The sequence below is a fragment of the Mycobacterium sp. D16Q13 genome, assembly GCF_002013375.1.
Taxonomy (GTDB): domain Bacteria; phylum Actinomycetota; class Actinomycetes; order Mycobacteriales; family Mycobacteriaceae; genus Mycobacterium.
In genome coordinates this window covers 76,274-101,548 of the sequence record NZ_MAEW01000008.1, presented here as the reverse complement: position 1 = coordinate 101,548, position 25,275 = coordinate 76,274, and the positions used below count along the sequence as shown (strand labels likewise).

Annotated in this window: 25 protein-coding genes; 19 read left to right on the top strand and 6 right to left on the bottom strand. The window is 64.0% G+C overall.

The window, feature by feature from the left end:
* Positions 1-92: 92 nt before the first annotated feature.
* Positions 93-782 (bottom strand): O-methyltransferase, encoded by a 690-nt coding sequence (locus B4400_RS09165; protein ID WP_502688388.1) that lies wholly within the window; start codon positions 780-782, stop codon positions 93-95.
* A 132-nt stretch (positions 783-914) separates the two neighbouring features.
* On the opposite strand from B4400_RS09165, the gene sigE reads away from it, so the two are divergent.
* The 4 genes from sigE (at position 915) to tatB (ending at position 4,128) form a co-directional block, all read left to right on the top strand.
* Positions 915-1,688 (top strand): RNA polymerase sigma factor SigE, encoded by a 774-nt coding sequence (sigE, locus tag B4400_RS09160; protein WP_078309612.1) that lies wholly within the window; start codon positions 915-917, stop codon positions 1,686-1,688.
* Between the two features lie 110 nt (positions 1,689-1,798).
* Positions 1,799-2,230 carry an anti-sigma E factor RseA gene (gene rseA, locus B4400_RS09155; RefSeq protein ID WP_078309610.1) on the top strand — a complete coding sequence of 144 codons (432 nt, stop codon included), beginning with the start codon at positions 1,799-1,801 and terminating at the stop codon, positions 2,228-2,230.
* A 9-nt stretch (positions 2,231-2,239) separates the two neighbouring features.
* Positions 2,240-3,718, top strand: a complete 1,479-nt coding sequence (gene htrA, locus B4400_RS09150) for a serine protease HtrA (RefSeq protein WP_078309609.1) — start codon at positions 2,240-2,242, stop codon at positions 3,716-3,718.
* A complete protein-coding gene (gene tatB / locus B4400_RS09145) occupies positions 3,718-4,128 on the top strand; it encodes a Sec-independent protein translocase protein TatB (RefSeq protein WP_078309607.1) in 411 nt (136 codons plus the stop codon). The genes htrA and tatB overlap by 1 nt, the downstream gene beginning before the upstream one ends.
* On the opposite strand, the gene B4400_RS09140 is transcribed toward tatB, so the two are convergent.
* Complete coding sequence (locus tag B4400_RS09140; protein WP_139359861.1) at positions 4,125-5,261, bottom strand: Mrp/NBP35 family ATP-binding protein; 1,137 nt, start codon at positions 5,259-5,261, stop codon at positions 4,125-4,127. The two genes, tatB and B4400_RS09140, sit on opposite strands and share 4 nt — an antisense overlap.
* Positions 5,262-5,284: 23 nt before the next feature.
* Positions 5,285-6,559 carry a lytic transglycosylase domain-containing protein gene (locus B4400_RS09135; RefSeq protein WP_078309605.1) on the bottom strand — a complete coding sequence of 425 codons (1,275 nt, stop codon included), beginning with the start codon at positions 6,557-6,559 and terminating at the stop codon, positions 5,285-5,287.
* A 316-nt stretch (positions 6,560-6,875) separates the two neighbouring features.
* Between B4400_RS09135 and B4400_RS09130 the strand changes: the two genes are divergently transcribed.
* Both B4400_RS09130 and B4400_RS09125 read left to right on the top strand, forming a co-directional pair.
* Complete coding sequence (locus B4400_RS09130; protein ID WP_078309603.1) at positions 6,876-7,826, top strand: oxygenase MpaB family protein; 951 nt, start codon at positions 6,876-6,878, stop codon at positions 7,824-7,826.
* Positions 7,827-7,847: 21 nt separating this feature from the next.
* The gene (locus tag B4400_RS09125) at positions 7,848-8,801 is read left to right on the top strand and encodes an HpcH/HpaI aldolase/citrate lyase family protein (protein WP_078309602.1); all 954 of its coding nucleotides are present in this window, start codon (positions 7,848-7,850) and stop codon (positions 8,799-8,801) included.
* Here B4400_RS09125 and B4400_RS09120 read toward each other — a convergent pair.
* Complete coding sequence (locus tag B4400_RS09120) at positions 8,798-9,445, bottom strand: DUF4190 domain-containing protein (protein ID WP_078309600.1); 648 nt, start codon at positions 9,443-9,445, stop codon at positions 8,798-8,800. The genes B4400_RS09125 and B4400_RS09120 overlap by 4 nt on opposite strands.
* A 205-nt stretch (positions 9,446-9,650) precedes the next feature.
* Between B4400_RS09120 and B4400_RS09115 the strand changes: the two genes are divergently transcribed.
* The 6 genes from B4400_RS09115 (at position 9,651) to B4400_RS09090 (ending at position 15,264) form a co-directional block, all read left to right on the top strand.
* Positions 9,651-10,115 (top strand): YflT domain-containing protein, encoded by a 465-nt coding sequence (locus B4400_RS09115; RefSeq protein WP_199340199.1) that lies wholly within the window; start codon positions 9,651-9,653, stop codon positions 10,113-10,115.
* Between the two features lie 188 nt (positions 10,116-10,303).
* A complete protein-coding gene (locus B4400_RS09110; protein ID WP_078309895.1) occupies positions 10,304-11,719 on the top strand; it encodes an ABC transporter substrate-binding protein in 1,416 nt (471 codons plus the stop codon).
* Complete coding sequence (locus tag B4400_RS09105; RefSeq protein WP_078309599.1) at positions 11,716-12,630, top strand: carbohydrate ABC transporter permease; 915 nt, start codon at positions 11,716-11,718, stop codon at positions 12,628-12,630. Before B4400_RS09110 ends, B4400_RS09105 begins: the two co-directional genes overlap by 4 nt.
* Positions 12,627-13,460 (top strand): carbohydrate ABC transporter permease, encoded by an 834-nt coding sequence (locus B4400_RS09100; protein WP_078309598.1) that lies wholly within the window; start codon positions 12,627-12,629, stop codon positions 13,458-13,460. The genes B4400_RS09105 and B4400_RS09100 overlap by 4 nt, the downstream gene beginning before the upstream one ends.
* 2 nt (positions 13,461-13,462) lie before the next feature.
* Positions 13,463-14,647, top strand: coding sequence for an ABC transporter ATP-binding protein (locus B4400_RS09095; protein ID WP_078309596.1), 1,185 nt, complete (start codon positions 13,463-13,465; stop codon positions 14,645-14,647).
* Positions 14,648-14,658: 11 nt separating this feature from the next.
* The gene (locus tag B4400_RS09090) at positions 14,659-15,264 is read left to right on the top strand and encodes a suppressor of fused domain protein (protein ID WP_078309595.1); all 606 of its coding nucleotides are present in this window, start codon (positions 14,659-14,661) and stop codon (positions 15,262-15,264) included.
* A 6-nt stretch (positions 15,265-15,270) separates the two neighbouring features.
* Here the strand turns inward: B4400_RS09090 and corA are convergent, their stop codons facing one another.
* Entirely contained in the window at positions 15,271-16,365 is a 1,095-nt protein-coding gene (gene corA, locus B4400_RS09085) for a magnesium/cobalt transporter CorA (protein ID WP_078309594.1), read from the bottom strand.
* 95 nt (positions 16,366-16,460) lie between these two features.
* On the opposite strand from corA, the gene B4400_RS09080 reads away from it, so the two are divergent.
* The 3 genes from B4400_RS09080 to B4400_RS09070 all read left to right on the top strand — a co-directional run bounded on the left by B4400_RS09080 (position 16,461) and on the right by B4400_RS09070 (position 19,161).
* Positions 16,461-17,072, top strand: coding sequence for a MarC family protein (locus B4400_RS09080; protein ID WP_078297568.1), 612 nt, complete (start codon positions 16,461-16,463; stop codon positions 17,070-17,072).
* Between the two features lie 84 nt (positions 17,073-17,156).
* On the top strand, positions 17,157-18,299 hold the full coding sequence (locus B4400_RS09075) for an NAD(P)-dependent malic enzyme (protein WP_170914962.1): 1,143 nt from the start codon (positions 17,157-17,159) through the stop codon (positions 18,297-18,299).
* 97 nt (positions 18,300-18,396) lie between these two features.
* Complete coding sequence (locus B4400_RS09070; RefSeq protein ID WP_286141871.1) at positions 18,397-19,161, top strand: glycine betaine ABC transporter substrate-binding protein; 765 nt, start codon at positions 18,397-18,399, stop codon at positions 19,159-19,161.
* Here B4400_RS09070 and B4400_RS09065 read toward each other — a convergent pair.
* Positions 19,158-19,793, bottom strand: coding sequence for a TetR/AcrR family transcriptional regulator (locus B4400_RS09065; protein ID WP_078309590.1), 636 nt, complete (start codon positions 19,791-19,793; stop codon positions 19,158-19,160). The two genes, B4400_RS09070 and B4400_RS09065, sit on opposite strands and share 4 nt — an antisense overlap.
* 131 nt (positions 19,794-19,924) lie before the next feature.
* On the opposite strand from B4400_RS09065, the gene B4400_RS09060 reads away from it, so the two are divergent.
* The 4 genes from B4400_RS09060 (at position 19,925) to B4400_RS09045 (ending at position 25,149) form a co-directional block, all read left to right on the top strand.
* Positions 19,925-21,382: a cytochrome P450 gene (locus B4400_RS09060; RefSeq protein ID WP_078309588.1), complete on the top strand. Its 1,458-nt coding sequence runs from the start codon at positions 19,925-19,927 to the stop codon at positions 21,380-21,382.
* Between the two features lie 2 nt (positions 21,383-21,384).
* Positions 21,385-22,167, top strand: a complete 783-nt coding sequence (locus B4400_RS09055; RefSeq protein WP_170914958.1) for an SDR family NAD(P)-dependent oxidoreductase — start codon at positions 21,385-21,387, stop codon at positions 22,165-22,167.
* A 23-nt stretch (positions 22,168-22,190) separates the two neighbouring features.
* Positions 22,191-23,771, top strand: coding sequence for a flavin-containing monooxygenase (locus tag B4400_RS09050; protein ID WP_078309584.1), 1,581 nt, complete (start codon positions 22,191-22,193; stop codon positions 23,769-23,771).
* A 106-nt stretch (positions 23,772-23,877) separates the two neighbouring features.
* Positions 23,878-25,149 carry a serine hydrolase domain-containing protein gene (locus B4400_RS09045; RefSeq protein WP_078309582.1) on the top strand — a complete coding sequence of 424 codons (1,272 nt, stop codon included), beginning with the start codon at positions 23,878-23,880 and terminating at the stop codon, positions 25,147-25,149.
* Positions 25,150-25,275: the final 126 nt, after the last annotated feature.

Sequence of the window (25,275 nt, the reverse complement as noted above, 5' to 3'; positions counted from 1 at the left end):
GACGAAAACGGTGCTCAGCCAGCGCCGAAAACTACGGTTTCTGCGTCATCGATGCGAGGTCCGCGCCGAACGCGGTGTATCGGGCTGGAACATCAGTCGCGGGTGGCGGCGAGCAGGCCGTCGCCCAGCGGGATCAGCACCGCGGTAAACCTGCCGTCATCGGCGATGATGCGCGCGGCCTCGCGGACGCCGACCACATCGGGGTCATTGGCCCCCGGATCGCCCGCACGCCCACCTGCGGATGCCCCGTGGATGACGACCGCTCCGCCCGGGCGCAGGAGCCGAATGCCCCCGGCCAGGAACTCGGGCTGATCGGCAGGCACCGCGTCGATGACGAGCAGGTCATACGACTCGTCGGCCAGCCGGGGCAGCACCTCTTGGGCACGACCGCCGATGAGGCGGGTGCGCGACGGCGCGATGGCCGCCTCCGAGAACGCCTGTTTGGCACTGCGCTGGTGCTCGGGCTCCACGTCGATGGTGGTCAGCACGCCGTCCTCGCGCATTCCTGAAAGCAGCCACAAGCCGCTGACTCCCGCGCCCGTGCCGACCTCGACGACGGCCTTGCCGCCCGAAAGGCGTGCGAAGACACTCAGGAGTGCGCCAACCGCGGGCGTAACCGGGCCCGCGCCCAGGTCAACGGCACGTTCCCGGGCGGCGGCGACGATTTCGTCTTCGGAGATGGCGCTCTCGGCGTGGCTGACCATCGCCTCGACGCGGGATCGGTCTGCGCTGCTGGTCACGATTCGATCCTGTCGAGCGGGAGTGGATATGTCCCGCGACACGCCGGACTCGTGACCGATCGGGGCGTTTTCCTGTTTCGGAACCCCTAGTGAGATCGGATCGAGACCGCTTTCTCAGGAAGAGTTAAGTTGGCTCATACGTGACCCACACCTCGGTAGTAGAAGGTCATTGCTATGTCGCGATCCATCCTGAAAACGCGCCCCGCCGCAGAGGCCCACGCCGGGAATAACACCCCTGGCCTCCGGGTTGAGCAGGCTGACAGTCTCGCCATCGTGGGTGAGGCCGCCACAACCGAACAGGAGGAACACGCGATTTCGCTCACGCACATCAGCGACTCGGCCGAATACACCGACTTTGTCGAGGTCATCGATCCCGCAGAACTATCCGGGACCGCGGTATTCGATGCCACCGGAGATCTGGCAGCCATGCCGTCTTGGGATGAGCTGGTTCGTGAGCACGCCGACCGCGTGTACCGCTTGGCCTACCGTCTGTCAGGCAACCAGCAGGACGCCGAGGACCTGACCCAGGAAACCTTCATCAGGGTGTTCCGCTCGCTGCAGAACTACCAGCCCGGCACATTTGAGGGCTGGCTGCACCGCATCACGACCAACCTGTTCCTCGACATGGTCCGTCGCCGCGGACGTATCCGCATGGAGGCGCTGCCCGAGGACTACGACCGCGTGCCGGCGACCGATCCGGATCCCGAGCAGATCTACCACGACGCTCAGCTGGGCGCCGATCTGCAAGCCGCGCTGGACGCGCTGGCTCCGGAGTTCCGCGCCGCCGTGGTGCTGTGCGATATCGAAGGTCTGTCCTACGAGGAAATTGGCGCCACGCTGGGTGTGAAGCTCGGCACCGTGCGCAGCCGCATTCACCGCGGCCGGCAGGCGATCCGCGAGCATCTGGCTGCGCGCTCCTCGACGTCCGCGCTCGCGGCCGCCGAATAGCGCACGACACCATTGGTGCAGGTTGGTACGCAATGACTACATTCGCGCGCTATCTTCGAGTTAGGTCGGTACGAGTCCGCCGGCCGTTCCGGACCGAAGGGAGCGTTGCCGTGGTGGATAGCGGCTCGTTCCGGCGAGCGTTCTCGAGTTTCTCGTCGTTCTCGCGGCTGCCATCCCCTTTCGCCTCGCAGAGTGAGGCGCCGGTCGGTGCGCCTCGCCAGTTCGGATCGACAGAGCATTTGTCCACGGAGGCGATAGCGGCGTTCGTGGATGGCGAACTGCGGATGAGCGCGCACCTCCGGGCGGCGCACCACCTGTCGATGTGCCCCGAATGCGCCCTCGAGATCGACGCACAACGCCAAGCGCGCAGCGCACTGCGTGATTCCGGGGGTATCCGGGTGCCCGGTTCACTGCTTGGGTTGCTCAGCCAGATTCCGCATATCCCGCACGAGACGGCATCGCCACAACCGCCGTCACATGACGGCGACTTGCCGCCCGCGTTAGCCAGTGATGAGGTGCGTCGTCGCCGTAAGCGCCGGTAGGGTGGGCCGGTGACCGCAAAACAGGACACCGCTCCTCGGTTGGCGCCGCGCCCGGTTGACCGGCCGCCCGTCGATCCGGCTTCGCAGCGGGCTTTTGGCCGTCCTTCGGGGGTATCCGGTTCGTTCCAGGGGTTGGACAAGTACCGAGACCAGGGGGAGTACACACCGCGGGTGGGCCCGCCCGATCCGGTGCTGGCACAGGCCTTCGGGCGACCCGATAACACCACTACTTCCCTGCAGCGGCATCCCGCCGATGCCGGGAAGCTCAACGCCGCCGATGAGGGTCCGGACGCCGCCGAGGATCCGTGGCGCGACCCGACGGCACAGGTTCAGCTGGGCAGGCCCGCGGTCACCAAGGCGCCTATCGCCGTGGACGGCACGCCCGCCCCGAAGCTGGGTGTGCGCGACGTTCTTTTCGGTGGCCGGGTCTCCATTCCGGCGCTCGGAATTCTTGCGGTCCTCGCACTGCTGATCGGCCTGGTCGGCGGCATTATCGGACGTAAGACGGCCGAAGTGGTTCAGGCCTTCACCACGTCGAAGGTCACGCTGACTACCGATGACAGCACTCAGCCTGACGAGTCCCGCTTTACCGCTGTCGCCAACGCGGTCAAAGGTGCGGTGGTAACCATCGAGGCCAGCTCGGACGATGAGGTGGCTCAGGGGTCGGGAGTTGTCATCGACCCCAAGGGGTATGTCGTCACCAACAATCACGTGATTTCCGATGCCGCGAAGAATCCCGGCAAGTTCAAGATCGAAGTGATCTTCAACGACAGCAAGAAGGTGCCGGCCAACCTCGTGGGACGTGACCCGAAGACGGACATCGCGGTGTTGAAGGTGGACAACGTCGACAACCTGTCGGTGGCGCGCCTGGGTGACTCCGACAAGGTCGCGGTGGGGGCCGAGGTCATCGCCTTCGGTTCACCGTTGGGTCTGCGCAGCACCGTGACCAGCGGCATCATCAGCGCGCTGCATCGTCCGGTGCCGCTCTCGGGCGAGGGTAGCGACACCGACACGGTGATCGATGCGCTCCAGACCGACGCCGCCATCAACCACGGCAACTCCGGTGGCCCGCTCATCGACATGAAGTCCCAGGTGATCGGGATCAACACCGCTGGAAAATCCTTGAGCGACAGCTCAAGTGGCCTGGGCTTCGCCATTCCGATCAACGAGGTCGCCGACGTCGCGCAGACGCTGATCCGTGACGGCAAGGTCGTGCACGCGACATTGGGCATCAGCAGCCGCACGGTCAGCAATGCGACCGCCACCGGCGCCGAGGTGGCCAACGTGAAGGCCGGCAGCCCTGCCGAAAAGGGCGGCATGCTGGAGAACGATGTCGTCGTGAAGGTGGGTAACCGCACGGTGGCCGATGCCGACGAGTTTGTGGTCGCGGTGCGGCAGTTGAAGATTGGACAGGAAGCGACCGTTACGGTGCTGCGCCAGGGTCGTCCCGTCGAGCTCAAAGTTACTCCCGGCCCAGACGGTTCCTGATGTTCGGCAGTGTCGGCTGGGGGGAGCTGTTGGTCCTACTGGTCGTGGGGCTCGTGGTGCTTGGCCCCGAGCGGCTTCCGGGGGCTATTCAGTGGACCACTGAATCGTTGCGCAAGGTCCGTGACTACGCCAGTGGTGCGACGGCCTCCCTGCGTGAGGAGCTTGGTCCGGAGTTCGACGATGTGCGCAAGCCGCTTGCCGAACTGCAGAAGCTGCGCGGTATGACGCCGCGTGCGGTCATCACCAAACACCTTTTGGACGGCGATGATTCGGTGCTCGATTCGCTGACCAAACCGCTCGATGACGTGAAGAAGGCAGTGTCTGAGCCGATGCCTACGCCGGTGGTGAACCCCGAGCTCACCAAGCCCGCGGAGCCCGGTCCGGCCCGATTCGACGCCGACGCGACCTAGTTGCGCCGGGTGGTGTCGATGTTCAACGACATGCCCGCCAGTCCGCGGCTACGTGTCGAGAGTTTGTCGGCGATCGCCCGAAGTGCCTGACCGGCCGCCGAATCCGGCTGGCTGAGCACGATTGGCAGTCCCTCGTCGCCGCCTTCACGTACCGCTGGGTCCAGCGGGATCTGCCCGAGGAGAGGCACTTTCGTACCCACGACGCGGGTCAGGCTCTCGGCGACAGCATCGCCACCGCCTGAGCCGAACACCTCCATACGGGTGCCATCCGGCAACACCAGCCAGGACATGTTCTCGACCACACCGACGATGCGCTGACGGGTTTGGGTCGCGATCGCCCCCGCACGCTCGGCGACCTCGGCGGCCGCCTGCTGGGGCGTCGTGACCACCAGAATTTCGGCGCCGGGAATGAGCTGTGCCACCGAGATCGCCACGTCTCCGGTACCCGGAGGCAGGTCCAGTAGCAGTACGTCCAGGTCTCCCCAGAACACATCGGCCAGGAACTGCTGCAGGGCGCGATGCAGCATCGGCCCGCGCCATACGACCGGGGTGTTGCCCTGGGTGAACTGGGCGATCGAGATGACCTTCACATCGTGGGCCACCGGCGGCAAGATCATCCGCTCCACCTGGGTGGGACGGTCGGAGGTGCCCATCATGCGCGGTACGGAGTGGCCGTAGATGTCGGCGTCGAGCAATCCAACCGATAGTCCCTTGGCCGCCATCGCCGCCGCGAGGTTGACTGTGACGCTTGATTTTCCGACCCCACCCTTACCGGAGGCCACCGCGTAGACGCGAGTGAGGGAGCCGGGCTGGGCGAAGGGGATGATGGGCTCGGCGCTGTCGCCGCGCAGCTGCTTGCGCAGTTCGGTGCGCTGCTCGTCATTCATGACATCCAGCAGCACGCGCACGGTGCCTACGCCATCGACATCGGCAGCGGCCTGGGTCACCCGCTCGGAGATTTCAGCCTTCTTTGGGCACGCGGAGGTGGTGAGGTAGATCCCGATCTCGACGTTGTGGGCGTCATCGAACGTGATGCCCTTGACCATCCCCAATTCAGTGATGGGACGGCGAAGTTCGGGGTCGATTACCCCGGCGAGTGCACTGCGCACGGCTGTGGTGAGCTCGGATGTCACTACCCGAGTCTAGGGCGTGCCGTTTATGGCTTTGGCGCTGCCGGTCCGGGCGCGGGTCCGGGGGCCGGTCCCAGCTCCACCGGCGGCGGGGGCGGAGCGAACGGGTTGAACGGCTGCGGGGCAGGAGCAGGCGCGAACGGGTTGAACGGTTCGGCAGGGGGTGGCGGGGCGAACGGATTGAAGGGCTCGGCCGGTGGCGGCGGTGCGCAGAAGAACATGCACGGTGCCTGAGGTGCCTCGGGCGCCGGCGCGACAGCTCCGGGCGTGCCCGCCATCGCGGCCCGATCCGGTGTCAGCGGGGTGATGATGGGCAGCTGGGCCAAAGGATCGTTGGGGGAGAGTGAGGCGACGTCGGTCACCGAACCCGGCCCGAGCCCCCGCGATTCGCCGCCACCGAGATGGGCCTTGCGTTCGGGTGCGACATCGGCGGCGGTCAGCGGTGGCAGATTGAGCGGGATCACCCCAGTGGCGTAGCCGGCGGCCCAGGCGAGCACGTTCTGCGCGTAGGCCACCGAATTGTTGTAGCGCAGGATCGAGGACATCACCTGTGAGCGATCCCGCAAATTCAATCCGCCGCTGCATAAATAGCGGGCGGCGGCCAGGCTCGCGTCGAAGACGTTCTGTGGATCGGCCTTTCCATCGCCGTCACCGTCGGAGGCGTAGTGGTTCCAGGTGCTCGGCAGGAACTGCATGGGCCCCATGGCCCGGACGTATACCTGCGCACCCTGGGTGCGGGTCTGCTCATGGTCGACGATGACCTCGTTGCCCGGGAGGGTGCCATCCAGGCTCGGGCCATAGATGGGCCGGACTACGCGGCCCTTCACATCGGTGGCGCCGTTGTTGGCGTGGCCCGATTCGATCCGGCCGATACCCGCCAGCAAGTTCCAGCTCACTCCACAACCGGGTGCGGCCTTGGCCATCATCCGCTCGGCGTTCTGGTAGGCGTCCAATGCGATCTTCGGGATGCCAAGTCCCCCAGGGGCCATCACGATTCCCGGTGGCGGCGGTGCGATCGCAGCGCTCGGCGCCACGCGGTATTGCGTCGGCGGGCGCATCACGGTCACGAGATTCAGCGGACCCGTATCCGCCTGTGCGGAGACCGCCGAGGCCAGCGGGACGGGAACGGGCACCACGGCCTGCCCACTGACCTGTGCACTGCTGGCCGCCACGGCCGAGCCGACGACCACCAAGGCGCTGAGTCCGCCGACCCGAAGCCAGGGCACGGGGGCGCCCGTGACGCGTAGCGCCACGTCGCGGGCATGTTTCACCGACGACGCAACCCAACCCGGAAGCTTCACCGCGCCCCTATCTCTTGGGCCCCTGCTCTACGCATGGGTCCCATCTGTCGGCATCCATTCTGACGTATGCAGTCGTGACGGATGTGACCGATGTGAACCGGAGCAACCATACCGGCGAGATGACGGTCCGGTTGCAAAATGGGCAAACCCCAGCGAATCGCGGACCGCCGACGAATCCCCCCTGAGGATGCTGAGTTCGGCCGGCAAGCGCCGCGGAAAATGGGCGAGTGGCTATCTCAAGCTAGGCGGATCGCGATGAACCTGACTTACGGTCAGTATCTGGACGTAAACATAATCAATTGATAGCGTTACAGCCATGACCGCTGCACCGGACGTTGCCGTCCACTGGGAACTTGGCTCCGATCGGCCCCGTGAGGACTATGGATTCTTTGGGCCAGACTCGCCGACATGGAAGGTGTGGAGCAGCCCCACCGCCCTGATCGGTTTCCAGCGCTCAGTGGTACTGGAACATTTCGAGCCCCATCTGGCCGCCGCGGTGGCGGATTCGGCGGGTATCTATCGGGATCCACGAGGACGGATGGATGGGACCCTCGCCTACTTCCTCATCGTCGCGACCGCCGATTCACGGACCGCGGTCGAGGCCTCCGAGCACCTGCAGAAGGTTCATGCGCGTTCCAAGGGAATCGACCCGGTGACGGGAAAGCGCTATAGCGCCAACGATCCGGCCTCGCAGCTGTGGATCCATGTCACAGGGTGGCACTCGGTGCTCAAGTGCTACGAGATGTATGGGCCCGGGCCGTTGAGTCAGGCCGAAGAGGACCGTTACTGGTCCGAGTGCGTGATCGCGGCGGAGCTGCAGACCGTCAATCCGGCGGACGTGCCGCGGTCGCGTGACGAAGTTCGCGAATACTTCGCCCAGATGCGCCCCGCGCTGTGCACCTCCGAGCGCGCGCAGCACGCCATGCATTACCTTCTGCGCACCCCGCGGTCGGGCAGCAATCTGCGGTTCTGGGCGGTCAGTCGGCTGATGGCTCCGGCGACCATCGCGACGTTGCCGCGCTGGATGCGGGAACTGGGCCAATTTGACCAGCCGGGAATTGTCGATGTGGCGTACCGGCCGTTGGTATCGGCAGCCATGTCGGTCGCCAGCGTTCCTGCGATCGAAGACTCCATTGCGCGATTCGCCAAGTTGCCGATGACAGCGACGACCCTGCGTGACTTCCACGCGGCCAAGGCTCCGGTGCGTACGGTCACCGTCACACCGGCCGAGGCCAAAGAGCGGTATGGCAGGCGAGCCACCGCATAGGGCGCTTTACGCTGGCTAGCTGTGACCTATCGACCGCGCCGCACCTCACTCGCCGTCCCTGGCAGCAGCCAGAAGATGATCGACAAGGCGAAAACGCTTCCCGCGGATGAGATTTTCCTCGACCTTGAGGACGCCGTCGCGGCACCCGCCAAGGTAGAGGCGCGCCAGCGCATCGTCGATGCCTTGAACGCGCCGGGATGGTCGGGGCAGCTGCGGTCGGTGCGTGTCAATGATTGGACCACCGAATGGACCTATGCCGATGTGGTGGAGGTTGTTTCACGGGCCGGCGCCGGCATCGACAACATCCTGCTGCCCAAGGTTGTGGACGCCTCGCATGTCACGGCACTGGATCTGCTGCTGACGCAGGTCGAGCGATCACACGGGCTTGAGGTGGGCGCGATAGGCATCCAGGCGCAGATCGAAAACGCCGAAGGACTCACCCACATCGACGCGATCGCATCGGCCAGCCCGCGGGTGCGGTCGTTGGTCTTCGGCCCTGCCGACTTCATGGCCAGCCTGGGCATGCGCACCCTGGTCGTGGGCGAGCAGCCTCCCGGCTATGACGGCGAGGCGTATCACCACGTGCTGATGACCATCCTGGTAGCGGCGCGGGCGCAGGGAATCGATGCCATCGATGGCCCCTATCTCAAGGTCCGCGATGTCGCTGCTTTCCGGGTCGCGGCGAGCCGTTCGGCCGCACTGGGCTTCGATGGCAAATGGGTGCTGCACCCCGCGCAGATCGAGGCGGGCAACGAGATCTTCAGCCCGCGCCAGGAGGACTACGACAGGGCAGAGCTCATCCTGGACGCCTATCAGTGGCACACCTCGCTCGCGGGTGGCGCACGGGGCGCGGTGATGCTGGGAGACGAGATGATCGACGAGGCCAGCCGCAAGATGGCGCTGGTGATCGCGGGCAAGGGCCGTGCCGCGGGGATGGCGCGGCAGGCGCCGCCGTTCGAGCCTCCGACGGGCTAATACGAGCTAGAGCTGCCGCCCGACGCAATGCCGATGATCATGATCAGCACCCAGAACACAATGACCGCGGCTCCGATGATGATGCCGGCGATGGCCACACCCTTGCCGTCCTGCGGTGAGGTCTTGAGCTGGTTGAGCGCGATAAAGCCCATGATGACGCCGGCGATCGATCCGATGCCGCAGAAGACGCCGACGATCGACGCGATCAGAGATCCGATAGCCAGCGGGTTGGTGCCGCCGGTCTGCCCATATGCGCCGTACCCGTACGGGTCGGCGTACCCGGGCGCCGGGTATCCGAGATAACCGCCTGCGGCGGGATAACCCGGTGGCGGGTACGCGCCCGGTTGACCCGACGGATAAGGGGGATATGCCTGGCCGTATTGAGAGGGATACGCCGGCGGTGCTGTCGGGTACGGCGGAGGCGCGGTGGGATAGCCGGGCTGCGCGGTCGGGTACGTGGGCGGATAAGCAGGATAGGACGGCGGGGCTCCGGGGGTCTCCCACGCCGGTGGAATGCCCGGCGGTACCTGGCTGGCCGTGGACGCGGCATCGGCCGGTGGGGCGGACTGTTCCAGGGACGGGTACTCGTATCCAGACGAAGCGTCGGGACCGGTGCCAGAGGATTCGTTGCCCGGGGTAGTCATGGCGCAAACTTAGCGTATCGAGGGGGTTTCTGGCCGTGCTGCGGGCGGAAAGTCGCAGGTAGCGGCCAAAGGGGCACCATCTGGTGCGGTCGGGCGTTAAATGAGTGCTAGCTATGCATCACTGACTTTCTGCAGGAGGGCCGAACTCGTGGGACAACCGCTCACCCCCGGGCAACAACAGCGCTCGACGTCACCGCGCTCGCCATTGTCTTCGTCGTTGTCCCTGCCGACGCCGCCACAAGGCTGGCCCATCGGTTCGTACCCGACATACGCGGAGGCTCAGCGCGCCGTCGACTATTTGTCCGATCAGCAATTCCCGGTCGAGAACGTCACCATCGTCGGGGTGAATCTGATGCAGGTCGAGCGGGTGACCGGGAGATTGTCGTGGCCCAAGGTGCTGGGCGGGGGCATGCTCAGCGGAGCCTGGCTGGGCCTGTTCATCGGCCTGGTGCTGGGGATGTTCAGCACAAATCTGGCCGGCTCACTCGTCGTGGGACTTACCGTCGGATTGGTCTTCGGGTTGGTCACTGCCGCGGTGCCCTACGCGATGACGAGGGGCACAAGGGATTTCGCATCGACCATGCAGCTCGTCGCGGGACGATATGACGTGTTGTGCGAGCCGGCGCAGGCCGAGGCCGCTCGCGACATGTTGGCCAAGCTAGCTATCTAGGCCCCGTCGGCTGGTGCCCGGTGGCGCTGGCCTGCGGCGTTGCCCGCGCCCTGAATAATGGGACGCGCGCACCGAACATGTTGCATGTCACCTGGTTTTAGCTCTACGGTTGCCGCGCGGGACGGGTGTGCCCGCCGTGGTCGGCACACGGAGGTGCCGACAGCGCGTCAACGGACCAGGAGGCGGTCGTGCTGGAGTCGTCGGCCGGATGGTTCCGACGGAAGGGTGTGGCGCTGGGCGTCATCTGCCTGACGCTGGCCTCGCTGACGGGATGTGCGCGCTCGGACGACGGCATCGTCATCCGCTTCTATACGCCGGCCAGTGAGGCCGGTACCTTCACCGCCGCCGCGCAGCGATGCAACAAAGAACTGGGCGGCCGGTTCACCATCCGGCAGGTCAGCCTCCCGAAGCGGGCCGACGAGCAGCGGTTGCAGCTTGCGCGCCGATTGACCGGTAACGATCGCACCCTGGACCTGATGGGCATGGACGTGGTGTGGACCGCGGAGTTCGCCGAAGCGGGTTGGGCGCTGCCGCTTTCCGAGGACCCGGCGGGCGTCACCGAGGCCAACGCGCAGCGCGACACCCTCGCGGGTCCGCTGGCGAGCGCTCGCTGGAAGGACAAGCTGTACGCGGCCCCCTTGAGTACCAATACCCAACTGCTCTGGTACCGCAAGGACCTGGTACCTGAACCGCCCGAGACGTGGGATCAGACGGTGCAGGCAGCCGAAGGTTTCGCACGTTCGGGCGGGCCTGGTTGGATTGCGTTGCAGGGCAAACAGTACGAAGGCCTGGTGGTGCTGTTCAACACCCTGCTGGTCAGTGCCGGCGGCTCGGTGTTGGGTGATGACGGTACGACGGTCACCTTGACCGATACCCCGGAGCATCGTGCCGCCACGGTCACCGCATTGCGGATCATCAAATCGATCGCGACAGCAGACGGCGCGGACCCCTCCATCACCCAAACCGATGAGGGCACAGCGCGTTTGGCCTTTGAGCAAGGTAAGGCGGCCTTTGAGATCAATTGGCCGTTCGTGATGGCCAGCATGATGGAGAACGCGATCAAGGGTGGCGTTCCATTCCTGCGTCTGGATCGGCGCCCGGACCTGACCGGTGCGATCGCCGACGCGGGACGCTTCGAGCCGAACGATGAGCAGTTCACCGCCGCGTACGAGGCGGCCAGTGCCGCACTTGGTTTCGCACCATTTCCGGCTGCGGTTGCGGGGCAGCCCGCCAGGGTCACCATCGGTGGGCTGAACATCGCGGTCGCCAAGACCACGCGCTACAAGGCGCAGGCCTTCGAGGCGTTGAACTGCCTGCGCAGCCGGGAGAATCAAAAAGTGACGGCGATCGAGGGCGGGTTGCCCGCGGTGGACGCTTCCCTGTACGACGATCCCGAGTTCCAGGCCAAGTACCCGGCGTACGCGATCATCCGGGAGCAGCTGGCCAACGCCGCAGTGCGTCCGGCCTCGCCGTATTACCAGGCCATCTCGACGAGAGTGTCGGCGGCGCTGGCGCCGATCACCGCGATCGATCCCGAGCGCACCGCCGACTTGCTGACCGATCAGGTACAGAAGGCCGTGGATGGACGGGGGTTGATCCCGTGACCGTTTCGACTGCCAAGGGGGCCGACTCGGCGGGAAAGAAGGCCGAGCGGCGCCTCGGTCTGCTGCTCATCGCACCCGCCGCGATTCTCATGCTCGCAGTTACCGCGTACCCCATCTGCTACGCCATTTGGCTCAGCCTGCAGAAGTACAGCCTGGCCAGTCCGCAGGATCGCAAGTTCGTGTGGTTCGACAACTACATCACGGTGCTGACCGACAGGTATTGGTGGAGCGCCCTGGTGGTCACCCTTGCCATTACGGTGATTTCGGTGGTCATCGAGCTCGTGCTCGGCCTGACCCTTGCGCTGGTGATGCATCGGACGATCTTCGGCAAGGGTGTCGTGCGCACTGCCGTGCTGATTCCGTACGGAATCGTCACCGTCGCAGCGTCCTACAGCTGGTACTACGCATGGACGCCGGGCACCGGATACCTGGCCAATCTGCTCCCTTCGGGCAGCGCGCCACTGACACAGCAGATTCCATCGCTTGCGGTGGTGATCCTGGCCGAGGTGTGGAAGACCACGCCGTTCATGGCGCTGTTGCTGCTGGCCGGTTTGGCACTGGTTCCCGACGATTTGTTGAAGGCTGCCCAGGTCGACGGTGCTGGCGGCTGGAGCAGGCTGATCCGCGTCACCATCCCGATCATGAAACCCGCGATCCTTGTCGCGCTGCTGTTCCGTACCTTGGATGCCTTCCGGATCTTCGACAACATCTATGTGCTCACCGGGGGCAGCAACAACACGGGGTCGGTGTCGATTTTGGGGTACGACAATCTGTTCAAGGCATTCAACGTCGGGCTCGGCTCGGCGATCAGCGTCCTGATTTTCCTGTGCGTGGCCGTCATCGCCTTCATTTTCATCAAGGGATTCGGCGCCTCGGCGCCGACAGCGGATGACGAGGGGACGCGACGGTGACCCGCACGAATCCATCGCGCGCCGCAGGATGGTTGATCGCCGACGTTCTGGTGCTGTGTTATGCCCTAGTACCGGTGTTGTGGGTGCTGAGCCTGTCGCTCAAACCCACCTCGACGGTCAAGGATGGCAAGTTCTTCCCTTGGCCGGTGACCCTTGATAACTACCGCGGCATCTTCAGCGGGAACGTGTTCACCTCGGCACTGGTGAACTCCATCGGCATTGGGCTCATCGCGACCGTGATCGCCGTCAGCGTGGGCACCATGGCCGCGTACGCGGTGGCGCGACTGGACTTCCCCGGGAAGAAGGCGCTCGTCGGTGCGGCCCTGCTCATCGCGATGTTCCCGCAGATCTCGCTGGTGACACCAATTTTCAATATCGAGCGTTCGGTCGGCTTATTTGATACCTGGCCGGGGCTGATCATCCCGTACATCACCTTCGCGTTACCCCTCGCCATCTACACGCTCTCGGCGTTCTTCCGTGAGATCCCTTGGGAATTGGAGAAGGCCGCCAAGATGGATGGCGCCACACCGGCACAGGCCTTCTGGAAGGTTATCGCGCCGTTGGCCACGCCGGGCATCGTCACGTCCGCGATCCTGGTGTTCATCTTCGCCTGGAACGACCTGCTGCTGGCGATCTCGCTGACGGCGACGGACCGCTCCATTACCGCGCCGGTCGCCATCGCGAACTTCACCGGCAGTTCGCAATTCGAGGAGCCCACCGGATCGATTGCCGCGGGCGCCATTGTCATCACGGTGCCGATCATCATCTTCGTGCTCATATTCCAACGACGGATCGTTGCCGGGTTGACCTCCGGTGCAGTGAAGGGTTAGCGATGGCTGAGATTGTGCTCGACCAGGTGTCCAAGACGTACGCGGATGGTTCCGCGGCGGTACAGGACGTCAGCCTGAATATCGCGGACGGCGAGTTCATCATCCTGGTCGGACCGTCGGGGTGCGGTAAGTCGACGACGTTGAACATGATTGCCGGACTTGAAGACATCTCCTCCGGTGTGCTCACGATCGCCGGTGAGCGGGTCAACGAGAAGGCGCCCAAGGACCGCGATATCGCGATGGTCTTCCAGTCGTACGCGCTGTATCCGCACATGACGGTGCGGCAGAACATCGCCTTTCCGCTGACCCTGACCAAGATGAGCAAGGCCGATGTCCATGCCAAGGTCGAAGAGGCCGCGAAGATCCTGGATCTGACCGACTATCTGGATCGCAAGCCCGCCAACCTCTCTGGCGGTCAACGACAGAGAGTAGCGATGGGCCGTGCGATCGTGCGCAGCCCGAAGGCGTTCTTGATGGACGAACCGTTGTCCAATCTCGATGCGAAACTGCGGGTGCAGATGCGTACCGAGATCGCGCGGCTGCAAAAGCGGTTGGGCACCACCACCGTCTACGTCACCCACGACCAGACCGAGGCGATGACGCTCGGGGATCGGGTGGTGGTGCTGCGCGCGGGAAAGGTGCAACAGATCGGTGCGCCTCAGGAGCTGTACGACACACCTGCCAACTTGTTCGTGGCGGGTTTCATCGGCTCCCCGGCCATGAACTTCTTTCCGGCGACACTCACCGATATCGGTGTGCAGCTGCCCTTCGGCGAGGTGACACTCGAGGCGAGCGTGTACGCGAACGTCTCTGCCAGGAAGGCCGGCGTCCTGGGCAGCGATGTGATCGTGGGCATTAGGCCCGAGCAGTTCGAGGACGCCGCCCTGGTCGACACCTACAAGCGGATCACCGGGTTGACGCTCACCGTCAGCGCCGATGTGGTGGAGTCGCTCGGTTCGGACAAGTACGTGCACTTCACCACTGAGGGCGGCGCGGCGCATTCGGAAGAGCTGACGGAACTGGCTCAGGAATCCGAAGTTGGCGAGAACGAATTCGTGGCAAGGCTTTCGGCGGCGTCGACGGTCGTGGAGGGACAGCCCATCGAGCTGATCATCGACACCGGCAAGCTGGTGATCTTCGATGCCGCGTCGGGGGAGAACCTTTCCCTGCCCGCTATCGGCGAGTGAGCAGCGCTGGAATGAACTCGGACGAAATTGTCCGTCGAGTGCTCGCGCATCTGTCCGGTCATTTCGGTACTCTCGGTGCGGGGGAGCCGGATTCGGCCTCGGTCACCTTTCTTGGGTCCGAACCGTACGAGCTGCTGCGGTTTGGCCCTGATGATGCCGGGGTGTCGCATTTCGTCTCCGTGGGGGCATCGCGGTACCCGATGAGCGACCCGGGGGAGATGTTGACCTCCGAGGAACTGGGGCCGCGTGCCGAAGTGTCGATCACCCTGCGCGGCAGTGTATTTCCCGGCCTGGCCCGATCTCTTGCCGTGCTGGCGGCGTCGCCGGCGGTGGAAGGGTTGGTGCTCAGCGAGGACGGGCTGGTCGATCTCGGCCAGCCACTCTGGGACGATCCGGCACGACAGGCGTACACCGCGGTGCTGCTGCAGGACGGTGATATTCCGGATCTTCCATTGCCCGAACCGCTCTCGCCGGTGCGATTCCTGGCAGCGGTGCCCATCACCGCCAACGAAGCGGCCTGGGTGCGGCTCAAGGGAGCAGAGGCCTTGAGAGACGCGTGGCAGCAGGCCGATATCGACGTGATGGATCCGTCGCGCGCTCACGCGCAGCCGTCGTAGCCGTCGTTACAACCAGCGGTTGCGCCGCAAGGTGCGGTACACGAACGTGCAGGCGCTGACCATGACCAGCAGCACCACCGGGTAGCCCCACGGCTGATGCAGCTCGGGCATGAAATCGAAGTTCATACCGTAGATGCCGGCGATCATGGTGGGCACGGAGACGATGGCGACCCAGGCACTGATCTTGCGCATATCGGTGTTCTGCTGCATCGCGACCTTGCCGACCGCTGCGTTCACCAGGGAGGTGAGCATCTCGTCGTAGCTAGATATCTGGTCGGCGGCATGGGTCTGGTGATCCAGCACGTCACGCAGGTAGCGACGGACTTCCTTGGCGATGAGGTCGTTGTGGTCCTGGGTGAGCTTGCTCAGTGCGACCGACAGCGGGCTGATCGCCCGGCGCAGCTCCACCACCTCACGTTTGAGCATGTAGATATGTTCGATATCGGTGGCCGACCGTGGCGAGAAGACGTTCTCCTCCATGGAGTCGATATCGTCCTCCACCAGGTCGGAGACCTCGAGGTAGGAGTCGACGACCCGGTCGGAGATGGCGTGCATCACGGCGTAGGGGCCCAGCCGCATGTGGTCGGGGTCGGCGTCCATATGCGCGCGCACCTTGGCCAGACCACTGTGGTCGCCATGGCGCACTGTCACCACGAAGTCGCCGCCCACGAAAATCATGATCTCGCCGGTCTCAACAATCTCGCGTGCCGTCGAAATCGAATCGTGTTCAACGTAATTGACGGTCTTCAGGACCAGGAAAAGGGTGTCGTCATACCGCTCGAGCTTGGGGCGGTTGTGTGCGTGGACCGCGTCTTCGACGGCCAGCCGGTGTAACCCGAAGGGCCCTGCGACGGCCTCCATCTGATGTTCGTCGGGTTCATGCAGCCCCACCCAGACGAATCCGCGATCCAGTGAGCGCACCTTCTCCAGTGCGGCAGTGGGGGTGTACTTCCCCGGCAGGCGCACCCCGTCGACGTAGACCCCGCAGTCGACGATGGCACGGGCGAGCGGGACGGGGATGCGTTTGGCATCGGGGAGGGGCGGGCGCGCACGCACGGGCGAACGCAACGATGACGGATTGACCGACGGAAATCGCGCCATGATGTGGGCTCCCTGCTCGCAACCAATCGTTCTGCGTAACCGTTCCGCGCGATGGTAACCCGCGAAGCTGTGGGGCGGCCTGGGACACTGAAGTCGTGACCTTCGACATCGCGGTGTTCACCTCAGTGTTCATCACTCTGGTGGTCATCATGGACCCCCCGGGCGCGGTACCGGTGTTTCTGTCGCTGACGGGCCGCCAGCCGGCCGCCGAACGACATCGCGCTGCCTGGCAGGCGCCGGCGGTCTCCTTGACGGTCATCTCGATGTTCGCGATAGGCGGCCAGGCGATCCTGGCCTATCTGCATATCGGGGTGCCCGCGCTGCAGGGAGCCGGTGGGCTGCTGTTGCTCATCACCGGTTTGTCGTTGTTGATGGGAGGGGCCACCAGCCATGACGCGGACAGTGGGGTCAATGTGGCGCTGGTGCCGCTCGGTACCCCGCTGATGGCGGGCCCGGGTGCGATTGCGGCGACCATCATCGCGGTCCGTCAGGCGCAGGGGCAGGTGGGTACATATCTGGCCATCGCTGCCGCGATCCTGTGCGTACACCTGGTGCTGTATCTGACGCTGCGATTCTCAACGGTGCTGATCAGGGTGCTGCGGGAGGGCGGAATCATGCTGTTGGCCCGGGTGGCCGGTCTGTTACTGGCCGCCATCGCGGTGCAGATGATCGCCGAGTCGGTGCGCGGATTCGTGGCGGGCGCGTAACACGCCGCTCACAGTTCCAGAGTCGCGAGGAGTGACCTTCACGGCGGCCAGTAGTCTCACGCTGTGACCGCATCCGACGTTGTCGTGACAGATGAAGAGATTTTCGAAGCGCATATCGATGGGAAGCTGTCGGTAGAGCTCAAGTCGCCGCTGGATACTCAGCGTGCACTGTCGATCGCCTACACCCCGGGTGTCGCACAAGTGTCGCGGGCCATCGCCGCCGACCCCAGCCTGGCCAAGAAGTACACGTGGGCGCATCGCCTGGTCGCGGTGGTGAGCGACGGCAGCGCGGTACTCGGTCTCGGCGATATCGGTCCGTCGGCATCACTGCCCGTGATGGAGGGCAAGAGCGCGCTGTTCAAGACCTTCGCCGGACTCAACTCCATCCCGATCGTGCTGGACACCAAGGATCCCGACGAGATCGTCGAGACGCTGATCCGGCTGCGCCCCACCTTCGGTGCGGTCAACCTGGAGGACATCTCGGCGCCGCGCTGTTTCGAAATCGAGCGGCGCGTCATCGAGGCACTGGACTGTCCGGTGATGCACGACGACCAGCACGGCACAGCCATCGTGGTGTTGGCCGCGCTCATGGGCGCATCGCGGGTGCTGGGCCGCGACCAGAAGTCGCTCAAGGTAGTGATCTCCGGTGCGGGTGCGGCAGGTGTCGCCTGCGCGAACATCCTGCTGGCCGACGGCATCACCGACGTCACGGTGCTGGATTCGAAGGGCATCGTGCATTCCGGCCGCGATGACCTCAACGAGTTCAAAGTGGATCTTGCCGCGCGCACCAACCCGCGTGGTCTCACTGGCGGACAGGCGGAGGCACTCGCGGGTGCCGATGTGTTCCTGGGTGTTTCGGCCGGAAAGGTCGACGAGTCACTCATCGCGACCATGGCCGACGAAAGCATTGTCTTCGCGTGCTCCAACCCCGATCCCGAGATTCACCCGCATGTGGCGGCCAAGTACGCGGCGATCGTCGCGACCGGACGTAGCGATTTCCCGAACCAGATCAACAATGTGCTGGCGTTCCCCGGCGTCTTCCGCGGGGCGTTGGACGCCGAGGCCACCAAGATCACCGAGCGGATGAAAGTAGCTGCGGCCGAGGCAATCTTCTCGGTAGTGGAACCCGATCTGGCGCCCAACAAGATCGTGCCCAGCCCGCTGGATCCGCGTGTCGGACCCGCCGTGGCCGCGGCGGTCCAGGCTGTTGCACACGAGAGCGACTAGCCGTTTGACGTTTCGCGCATGGACGGCGGGGCTGCTGATTGCGGTGTCCGTTCTGGCTGGCTGTTCGGAAAACCATGGCCCAGCACCGTATTTAACGGTGGTTACGCCGAATGAACCGCAGTACCGAGTGCTCGCGCACATCTATGCGGCGGTGGTGAAGGCGACTGGTATCGACACCACGGTGCGGGAGAGTGCCGATCCGGTAGCGGAATTGGACACGGGCATCGCGAGCGTCGCACCTGGATTCACCGGCAGGCTGCTGCGCCAGTTCGCGCCCCAGCAGCGGCCCAGCGGGGACGAAGAGGTCACGTACCAGGCCATGATCGCTACCCTGCCCGCCGGTGTGGCGGCCGCCGATTACGGGACGGCTGAAGATCGCCCGGCCGTGGCGGTTCCGTCCGCTGCGACAAGTGCATCTTCCAAGCCCACGCTGGCAGGGCTCGCGCGGCATTGCGATGAACTGGCGCACGCCGGCCAGGTGGGTTCGGGGTCTGCTCCGGTAGTCCGACTTGGCTCCTGTTCAACGGGTAATCCGCGCCAATTCCCCGATACCGCTGAGCTTTTCGCAGCTCTCAAGCGTGGAGAAGTGGCCGTGGCCTGGACGTCGACCGCCAACCCGGCTCTTCCTGCCGCCGGGGTCACGGTAGTCGACGACGAGAAGAGCTGGCTTCCGGCCAACAACGTCGTGCCGCTGTACCGGCGCAATGAGCTGTCCGAACCTCAGGTGTTGTCGCTCAACAAGGTTGCCGGCGAGTTGACCACCGGAGATCTGGCAGCGATGACTCGGGAGGTCTCGAGCGGCGCTGACGCCCAGCGTGTAGTGGATACCTGGCTCATCGACCACCAGATACTGGTGCGTTAGTCAGCGGTCTTGATGTGCTGGCTCGCGATGGTGGAGGCGAGCCGGGTTACGTGGTCGACGACCTGTGCCTCGGTGAGGGCGAGTGCGCCGGAATGCCATTCGCTCAGCATGCCGGTGAATCCGTGGAGGCCGATGGTGACGTCGACCCGGAATGCGTCGGGGTCGGCATCTGCCCGCAGATGAGGGCTACCGGTGTCGATCATGAGTTCAATCAGTTCACGCTGGGAGGCCTGCCTCTTTTTCTCGAGTGCGGGACAACCTGTGTGGGCGCCCAGGAGCACGTGCGCGCGCGGAAGATCATCCGCGACCCACGTGACGAGCGTGCGGAGTGCCTGGCTGAGGGTCTCCAGCGGAGGCCGTTCCGGATCGAGGGCGACTACGTCCAGTAGTGCTGCGAGCAGTTCGGCTCGGATGCCTTCCCACACCGCGACCAACAGGTCGTCTCTATCGGAGAAGTCCTCGTAGAAATATCGGGTGTTCAGGGTTGTCTGCGCACATACTTTGCGCATCGTCACCGCTGCCCAGCCAGACTCGCGCCAGATGTCGAAGGCGGCGCGGACAAACCGTGAACGACGTTCCTGCCGTCGTTGCGCGTGCGTTTGGCCGCCGTAGAGGTCAGACGTGCGGCGCATCTGTCGATGATCGCAAATCTTGCCGACTCCTTGAAAACTTTGACGATTAACGCTCTAATGTAAATGGTCTCACATGAGATCAGATGATGATTCGGAGATCTCGGATCTCGCATACCGGAGAGGTGAAGACAATGGCGTCTGCAGCGATCAGCACAGTGGAGGCTGGGACGGCGAAGGTCGACAAACCAGTGCTCGTCTCGGGCGCGCCGGCAAGGCGGCTGAATGGTCTCGTGATGACCCTCGATGTGGCGAGGTATGGGCTCGATCCCAACCATGGCCTGGTTCGCCGGATCGCGGGACGTGACATCACTCGATGGCGTTGCGGGAATAGAAATTTCGTCGGCCTGACTCATCCCGAGTATATCGATCACGTATTTCATGCCGGGCGGCTGAACTACCACAAGTCCTTTGAGTTTGAGCTGCTGCGTGCCCTGCTGGGTCTCAACCTCTTCACCGACGAGGAGGAATCCTGGCAGTGGCATCGCACGCTGCTCAATCCCATGTTTGCCAAACGTAGATTGAATGGATTGGTCGACTTGATGATTGAGCCGATCGACGAGATGGTGGCTGACTTGAAGTCGCAGGGTGGCAGACCTGTCGAGATGAGCCTGTCGGATGCGATGGTGAGGCTCACACTCAATATTGTTGGAAACGCCTTGTTCGGCAGGCAGTTCGGCGCCATCTCCGATGCTATGTCAGACAAGGTGACCGCAGGTCTGCGGTTCGGTGTGAAGTTCTTGCGGTTGTTCCTGGTGGCAGAGCCGCCGCGCTGGTTGTTCCGTATGGTGATGCGCGGCGCGTTCTTGCCGATACCACTGCCGTGGCCATTCCGGCGTATACAGGTCGTCGCGAAAGCATTGGACAAGGCAGTCTGGGACCTGGTGCGTGATCGTAAGACCAATCCCACCGATGGAGTCGACCTCTTAAACTACATGCTCACCACTGAGGCTGAGAATGGGAAACCGTTATCGGACAAAAGAGTTCGTGATGAGTCGATAACATTCATGCTGGCAGGGCATGAGACAACGGCCAACGCACTGTCGTGGATGTGGTACTTGCTGGCGCTGAATACGGATGCCCGTGACCGGATGCTCGCCGAGGTCGATCAGGTGCTGCAGGGCCGCACGCCAAGCGCGGACGACCTCGCAGAACTGCCGTGGACGACCGCCTGCTTCCTGGAGGCGATGCGGTACTACGGGCCGGCTTGGATCGTTCCGCGAGTCGCGGTGAAAGACGATGTTATCGGTGGGCATCGAATCCGAAAGGGCACCACCATAATAATGCCGGGACATCTGGTCCACCATGACGAACGGTGGTGGAAGGCTCCGGAGGAATTCGATCCCTCACGGTTCATGCCTGGCGCGGGCAAAGACCGGCCTCGCAGCGCGTACATGCCCTTCGGTGGCGGCAAACGCATCTGTATCGGACAGAGCTTCGCAACGATGGAGTCGGTCCTGGTGGCAGCAATCTTGAGTCAGCACTTCACGTTTGATCTCAAGCCTGGGCATCCCGTCGATCCTGAAGGCACCCTCACGTTGCGTCCTCGCTACGGCGTGCAGGTTATCGCCCGCCCTCGGTGCATCGCGTGAAGATGCCACAACGCGTCGTGGTGACGGGTGCGGCCAGCGGGATCGGCGCTGCCACCGTGGAACGCTATGCAAGCCAGGGTGCCGAGGTGATTGGCCTGGATATCAACGAGGACGCACTGCAGGCCTTCGTGGGCGTTACCCGGCACGGCGGCAGGCGGGTTTTCGGATACCAGTGCGACGTGGCCCGTGCCGAATCGGTGGATGAGGCAGCCGCGCGCATCAGAGCAGAGCACGGGCCTGTCGACGTTCTGGTCAACAACGCGGGGGTCGGCGTCGGCGGTGATTTTCTGGAGACCACGGTCGAGGACTGGGTGTGGTTGCGGTCCATCAATTTCGACGGTGTCGCCCACGGGTGCCGGGCATTCGGAGCCGATATGGTGGCGCGTGGATCAGGGCACGTGGTCAACGTGGCCTCGGGCGCCGGATACATTCCCAACCGCCGAATGGCTTCCTACTGCGCGTCCAAGGCGGCCGTCATCATGTTCTCTCGTTGTCTGAGAGCGGATTGGGCGGGCCGCGGAGTTGGTGTCAGTGTTATCTGTCCCGGGGTGATCAAGACACCGATTCTGGAGCACACTCGCTTGCGCGGATCTGTCAACGAGGAAAAGGCAATGATGGCGAGGGGCTTCAAGCTGGGGCATCCACCAGATACTGTGGCCAGAGCCATCATTCGTGCTGCCCAACACAACCTCTCGATCGTGCCCGTGGGCATCGAGTCTCGGCTCGCTTACCACGCGCTTCGCGCACTGCCGGCTTCGTTCGGCAACTTGCTTGCCCGCATGTGACCTACTCGAGAACTGGAACATCTATGACAACCGTCAACGACGACGTGGCGACCACCGAACCCCGGACATCCGCTCAGTCGGCCGACAACCAGCCGACGCCCGATCACTCTGTCATCATCATCGGCGCCGGATTCTCGGGCATTGGTACCGCGATCACGTTACAAAAGAATGGCTTTCATGACCTGCTGCTGATTGACGAGGCCGACGGCGTTGGGGGAACCTGGCATTGGAACACCTACCCCGGCATTGCGGTCGATATCCCGTCGTTTAGTTACCAGTTTTCGTTCGAGAAGCAACGCAATTGGTCGCGTAGCTACGCCCCTGGCCGGGAGCTGAAGGCGTATGCGGAGCACTGCGTTGAGAAATACGGTCTCACAGAAAAAATTCGGTTCAACACCACCGTGACCGGCGCGGTTTTCGACAAGCAGGCTTGTCTGTGGAAGATCAGCACCGCGGCGGGAGAACAGCTGACTGCCCGCTTTGTCGTCAACGCGTGCGGTGTCTTGACCCGGCCGGTCTATCCGGAGATTCACGGCATCGAGGATTTCGCAGGGCAGACGATGCACACCGCCCGCTGGGACCACAGCCAAAGCGTCGCGGGAAAGCGAGTCGGAATCATCGGAACTGGGGCGTCGGCTGTCCAGATCGTCGCCGCTATCGCTCCAGAAGTGGAGCACCTCACCGTGTTCCAGAGAACGCCTATCTGGTGCCTGCCCAAACCGGACTTCTCGTTGCGCGGTACCGTGTCGCGATTCCTGACTCGGCTACCCGGCGGCCTACAAGCCACGCGGCTGGTCAGCCAGGCGTTTGTGGAAGCAACTTTTCCGATTCCGGCGCACTATCACGGGGCATTACCCGGCATGTCACCCGTCGTGGAGTCGCTCGCGCGCAGGTACCTACACGGCCAGGTTCGAGACCCCGAGACCCGTGAGAAGCTGACACCGCGGTATGGGCTGGGCTGCAAGCGCCCAAGTTTTCACAACACGTACCTTGCGACTTTCAACCGCGATAACGTCACACTCGAAACAGACCCGATCGCCGGTGTCGACCCGCACGCCGTCCATGTGTCCAGCGGTGTCGAGCACGAGCTGGACATCCTCATCCTGGCAACCGGTTTCAAGGTAATGGACCCGGACAATATGCCGACCTATGACCTGACCGGGCGCGAGGGACTTACACAGCAGGCCTACTGGGATACGCATCGCCTACAGGCCTACGAGGGCGTGAGTGTGCCCGGATTTCCCAATCACTTCTCGATCATGGGACCGTACGGATACAACGGCTCATCGTATTTCGCGCTGATCGAAGCACAGTCCACCCATATCGCTCGGTGCCTCAGGCGCGCGCGCACACTCGATGCCAAGTACGTCGAAGTCACCCAACGGGCCAATGACCGATTCTTCGCGGAGATGCTCAGGCGCAGACGACGCCAGATCTTTTGGCAAGACAGCTGCGCACAGGCGAACAGCTACTACTTCGACAAGAACGGCGATGCCCCTCTTCGGCCGACAACCACGGTGGAGTCCGCCTGGCGCAGTCGCACGTTCAACCTCGCGGACTATCGATTCGAGCCCTGGGTCCCGAGGGCCGAGAATCCCCGGTAGTGGATGGCGGCGGGCAGGGCTGCGGTTCTCTGACCTGCAATAACATCTCTATACATCAGATCGTGACTTGACCTGGTCGTTTAAGCCGTGCTACTCACGTCTGACTATGGCGATCCCTCTGGGCCCCAATGTTGCGGCCACAGCACCTGCACGTGTCGATGAGCTGTACCCGGGGGACCTGCCCGGATTGCGGCTACCGGGCGGAGTGGAGGGCTGGGCACGGCCTGAGCTGTCCGCCGTCGTTCGGACCTTCGATTGGATGTTCACCAAGTACCGCCTGGGCGGCGGTGGTCTGAGCGTCTACGTCGACGGCGAACCGGCACTGGATATCTGGGCGGGCGCCGCGGCTGCCGGGCAGGGCTGGACTCGTGACACCGGCGCCCTCGTCTTCTCGGCGTCGAAGGGCATCGCCGCCACCGTCATTCACCGTTTGATTGATCGCGGGCTGCTTTCCTATGACGCCCCGGTCGCGCGCTACTGGCCGGAGTTCGGGGCCAACGGTAAGTCGACCATCACCGTGCGCCAGGTGCTCGATCATCGCGCTGGTCTCTCTCGGCTTGAAGGAATCGCTTACCACGCAGAGGAAATCGCCGATCATGAGTTGATGGAGCAACGTCTTGCCGCGGCCTCCGTCGACAAGTTCTACGGTAAGCGCGCCTATCACGCACTGACCTTCGGATGGCTGCTCGCGGGGCTCGCTCGATCGGTCACCGGTAAGGACATGCGCGAGCTGTTCCGGACCGAGATAGCCGAACCGCTCGGGGTCGACGGGATTCACCTCGGTCGGCCGCCGCGCACCTCGCCGACCAAGGCCGCCTCGATGTATCCCTTCCTGGAGTCGGTGGCGAACAAGCCCGTGGTGGGCCGGGTACTGCCGACGGTCATCCGTGCCATCGATCGCCTTCCCGGCTTCGAAGGTGCCATCGGCACGATGTACGAGCCCGGAATGGAGCGGATCCTCGCCGACGACGGCACGGTGAATTCGGCTCTGTACGACATGCAGGCACCCGCCGCCAACGCGGTGGCCACGGCGCCCGCGCTCGCCAAGATGTACGCGGCCCTGGCGAATGGTGGCAGCGTCGACGGCCGCGAGTTCCTCTCTCCGGAAACTGTTGCCGGGCTTGCCCGTAAGACAAATCTGACCATCGACCGCACCATCGTGTTCCCCATGGGAATGCACCTGGGATACATGTCGCTGCCCATGAACGGATTCCGCGGCGGTTTCGGCCATATCGGACTCGGTGGCTCGATGGGGTGGGCCGATCCGAAGCGCAAGATCTCCGTCGGCTTCGCGCATAACCGGCTGCCGCTGACCATGGCGCTCGACCAGATCTCGTTTACGTTCTTGTGGCCCCAGATCATCAAGGCCGTCGGCTGAGGATGAGTGCTCGCGCGAAGACCGTCGGGCTGAGTCAGTGAATCACCCCCAATCGGCACCCGCCGATTGGGTATCCGTCCTGACATCTCCTCGGCCAGTCTTGTTTTGACCTCGAGTACCTGGTAC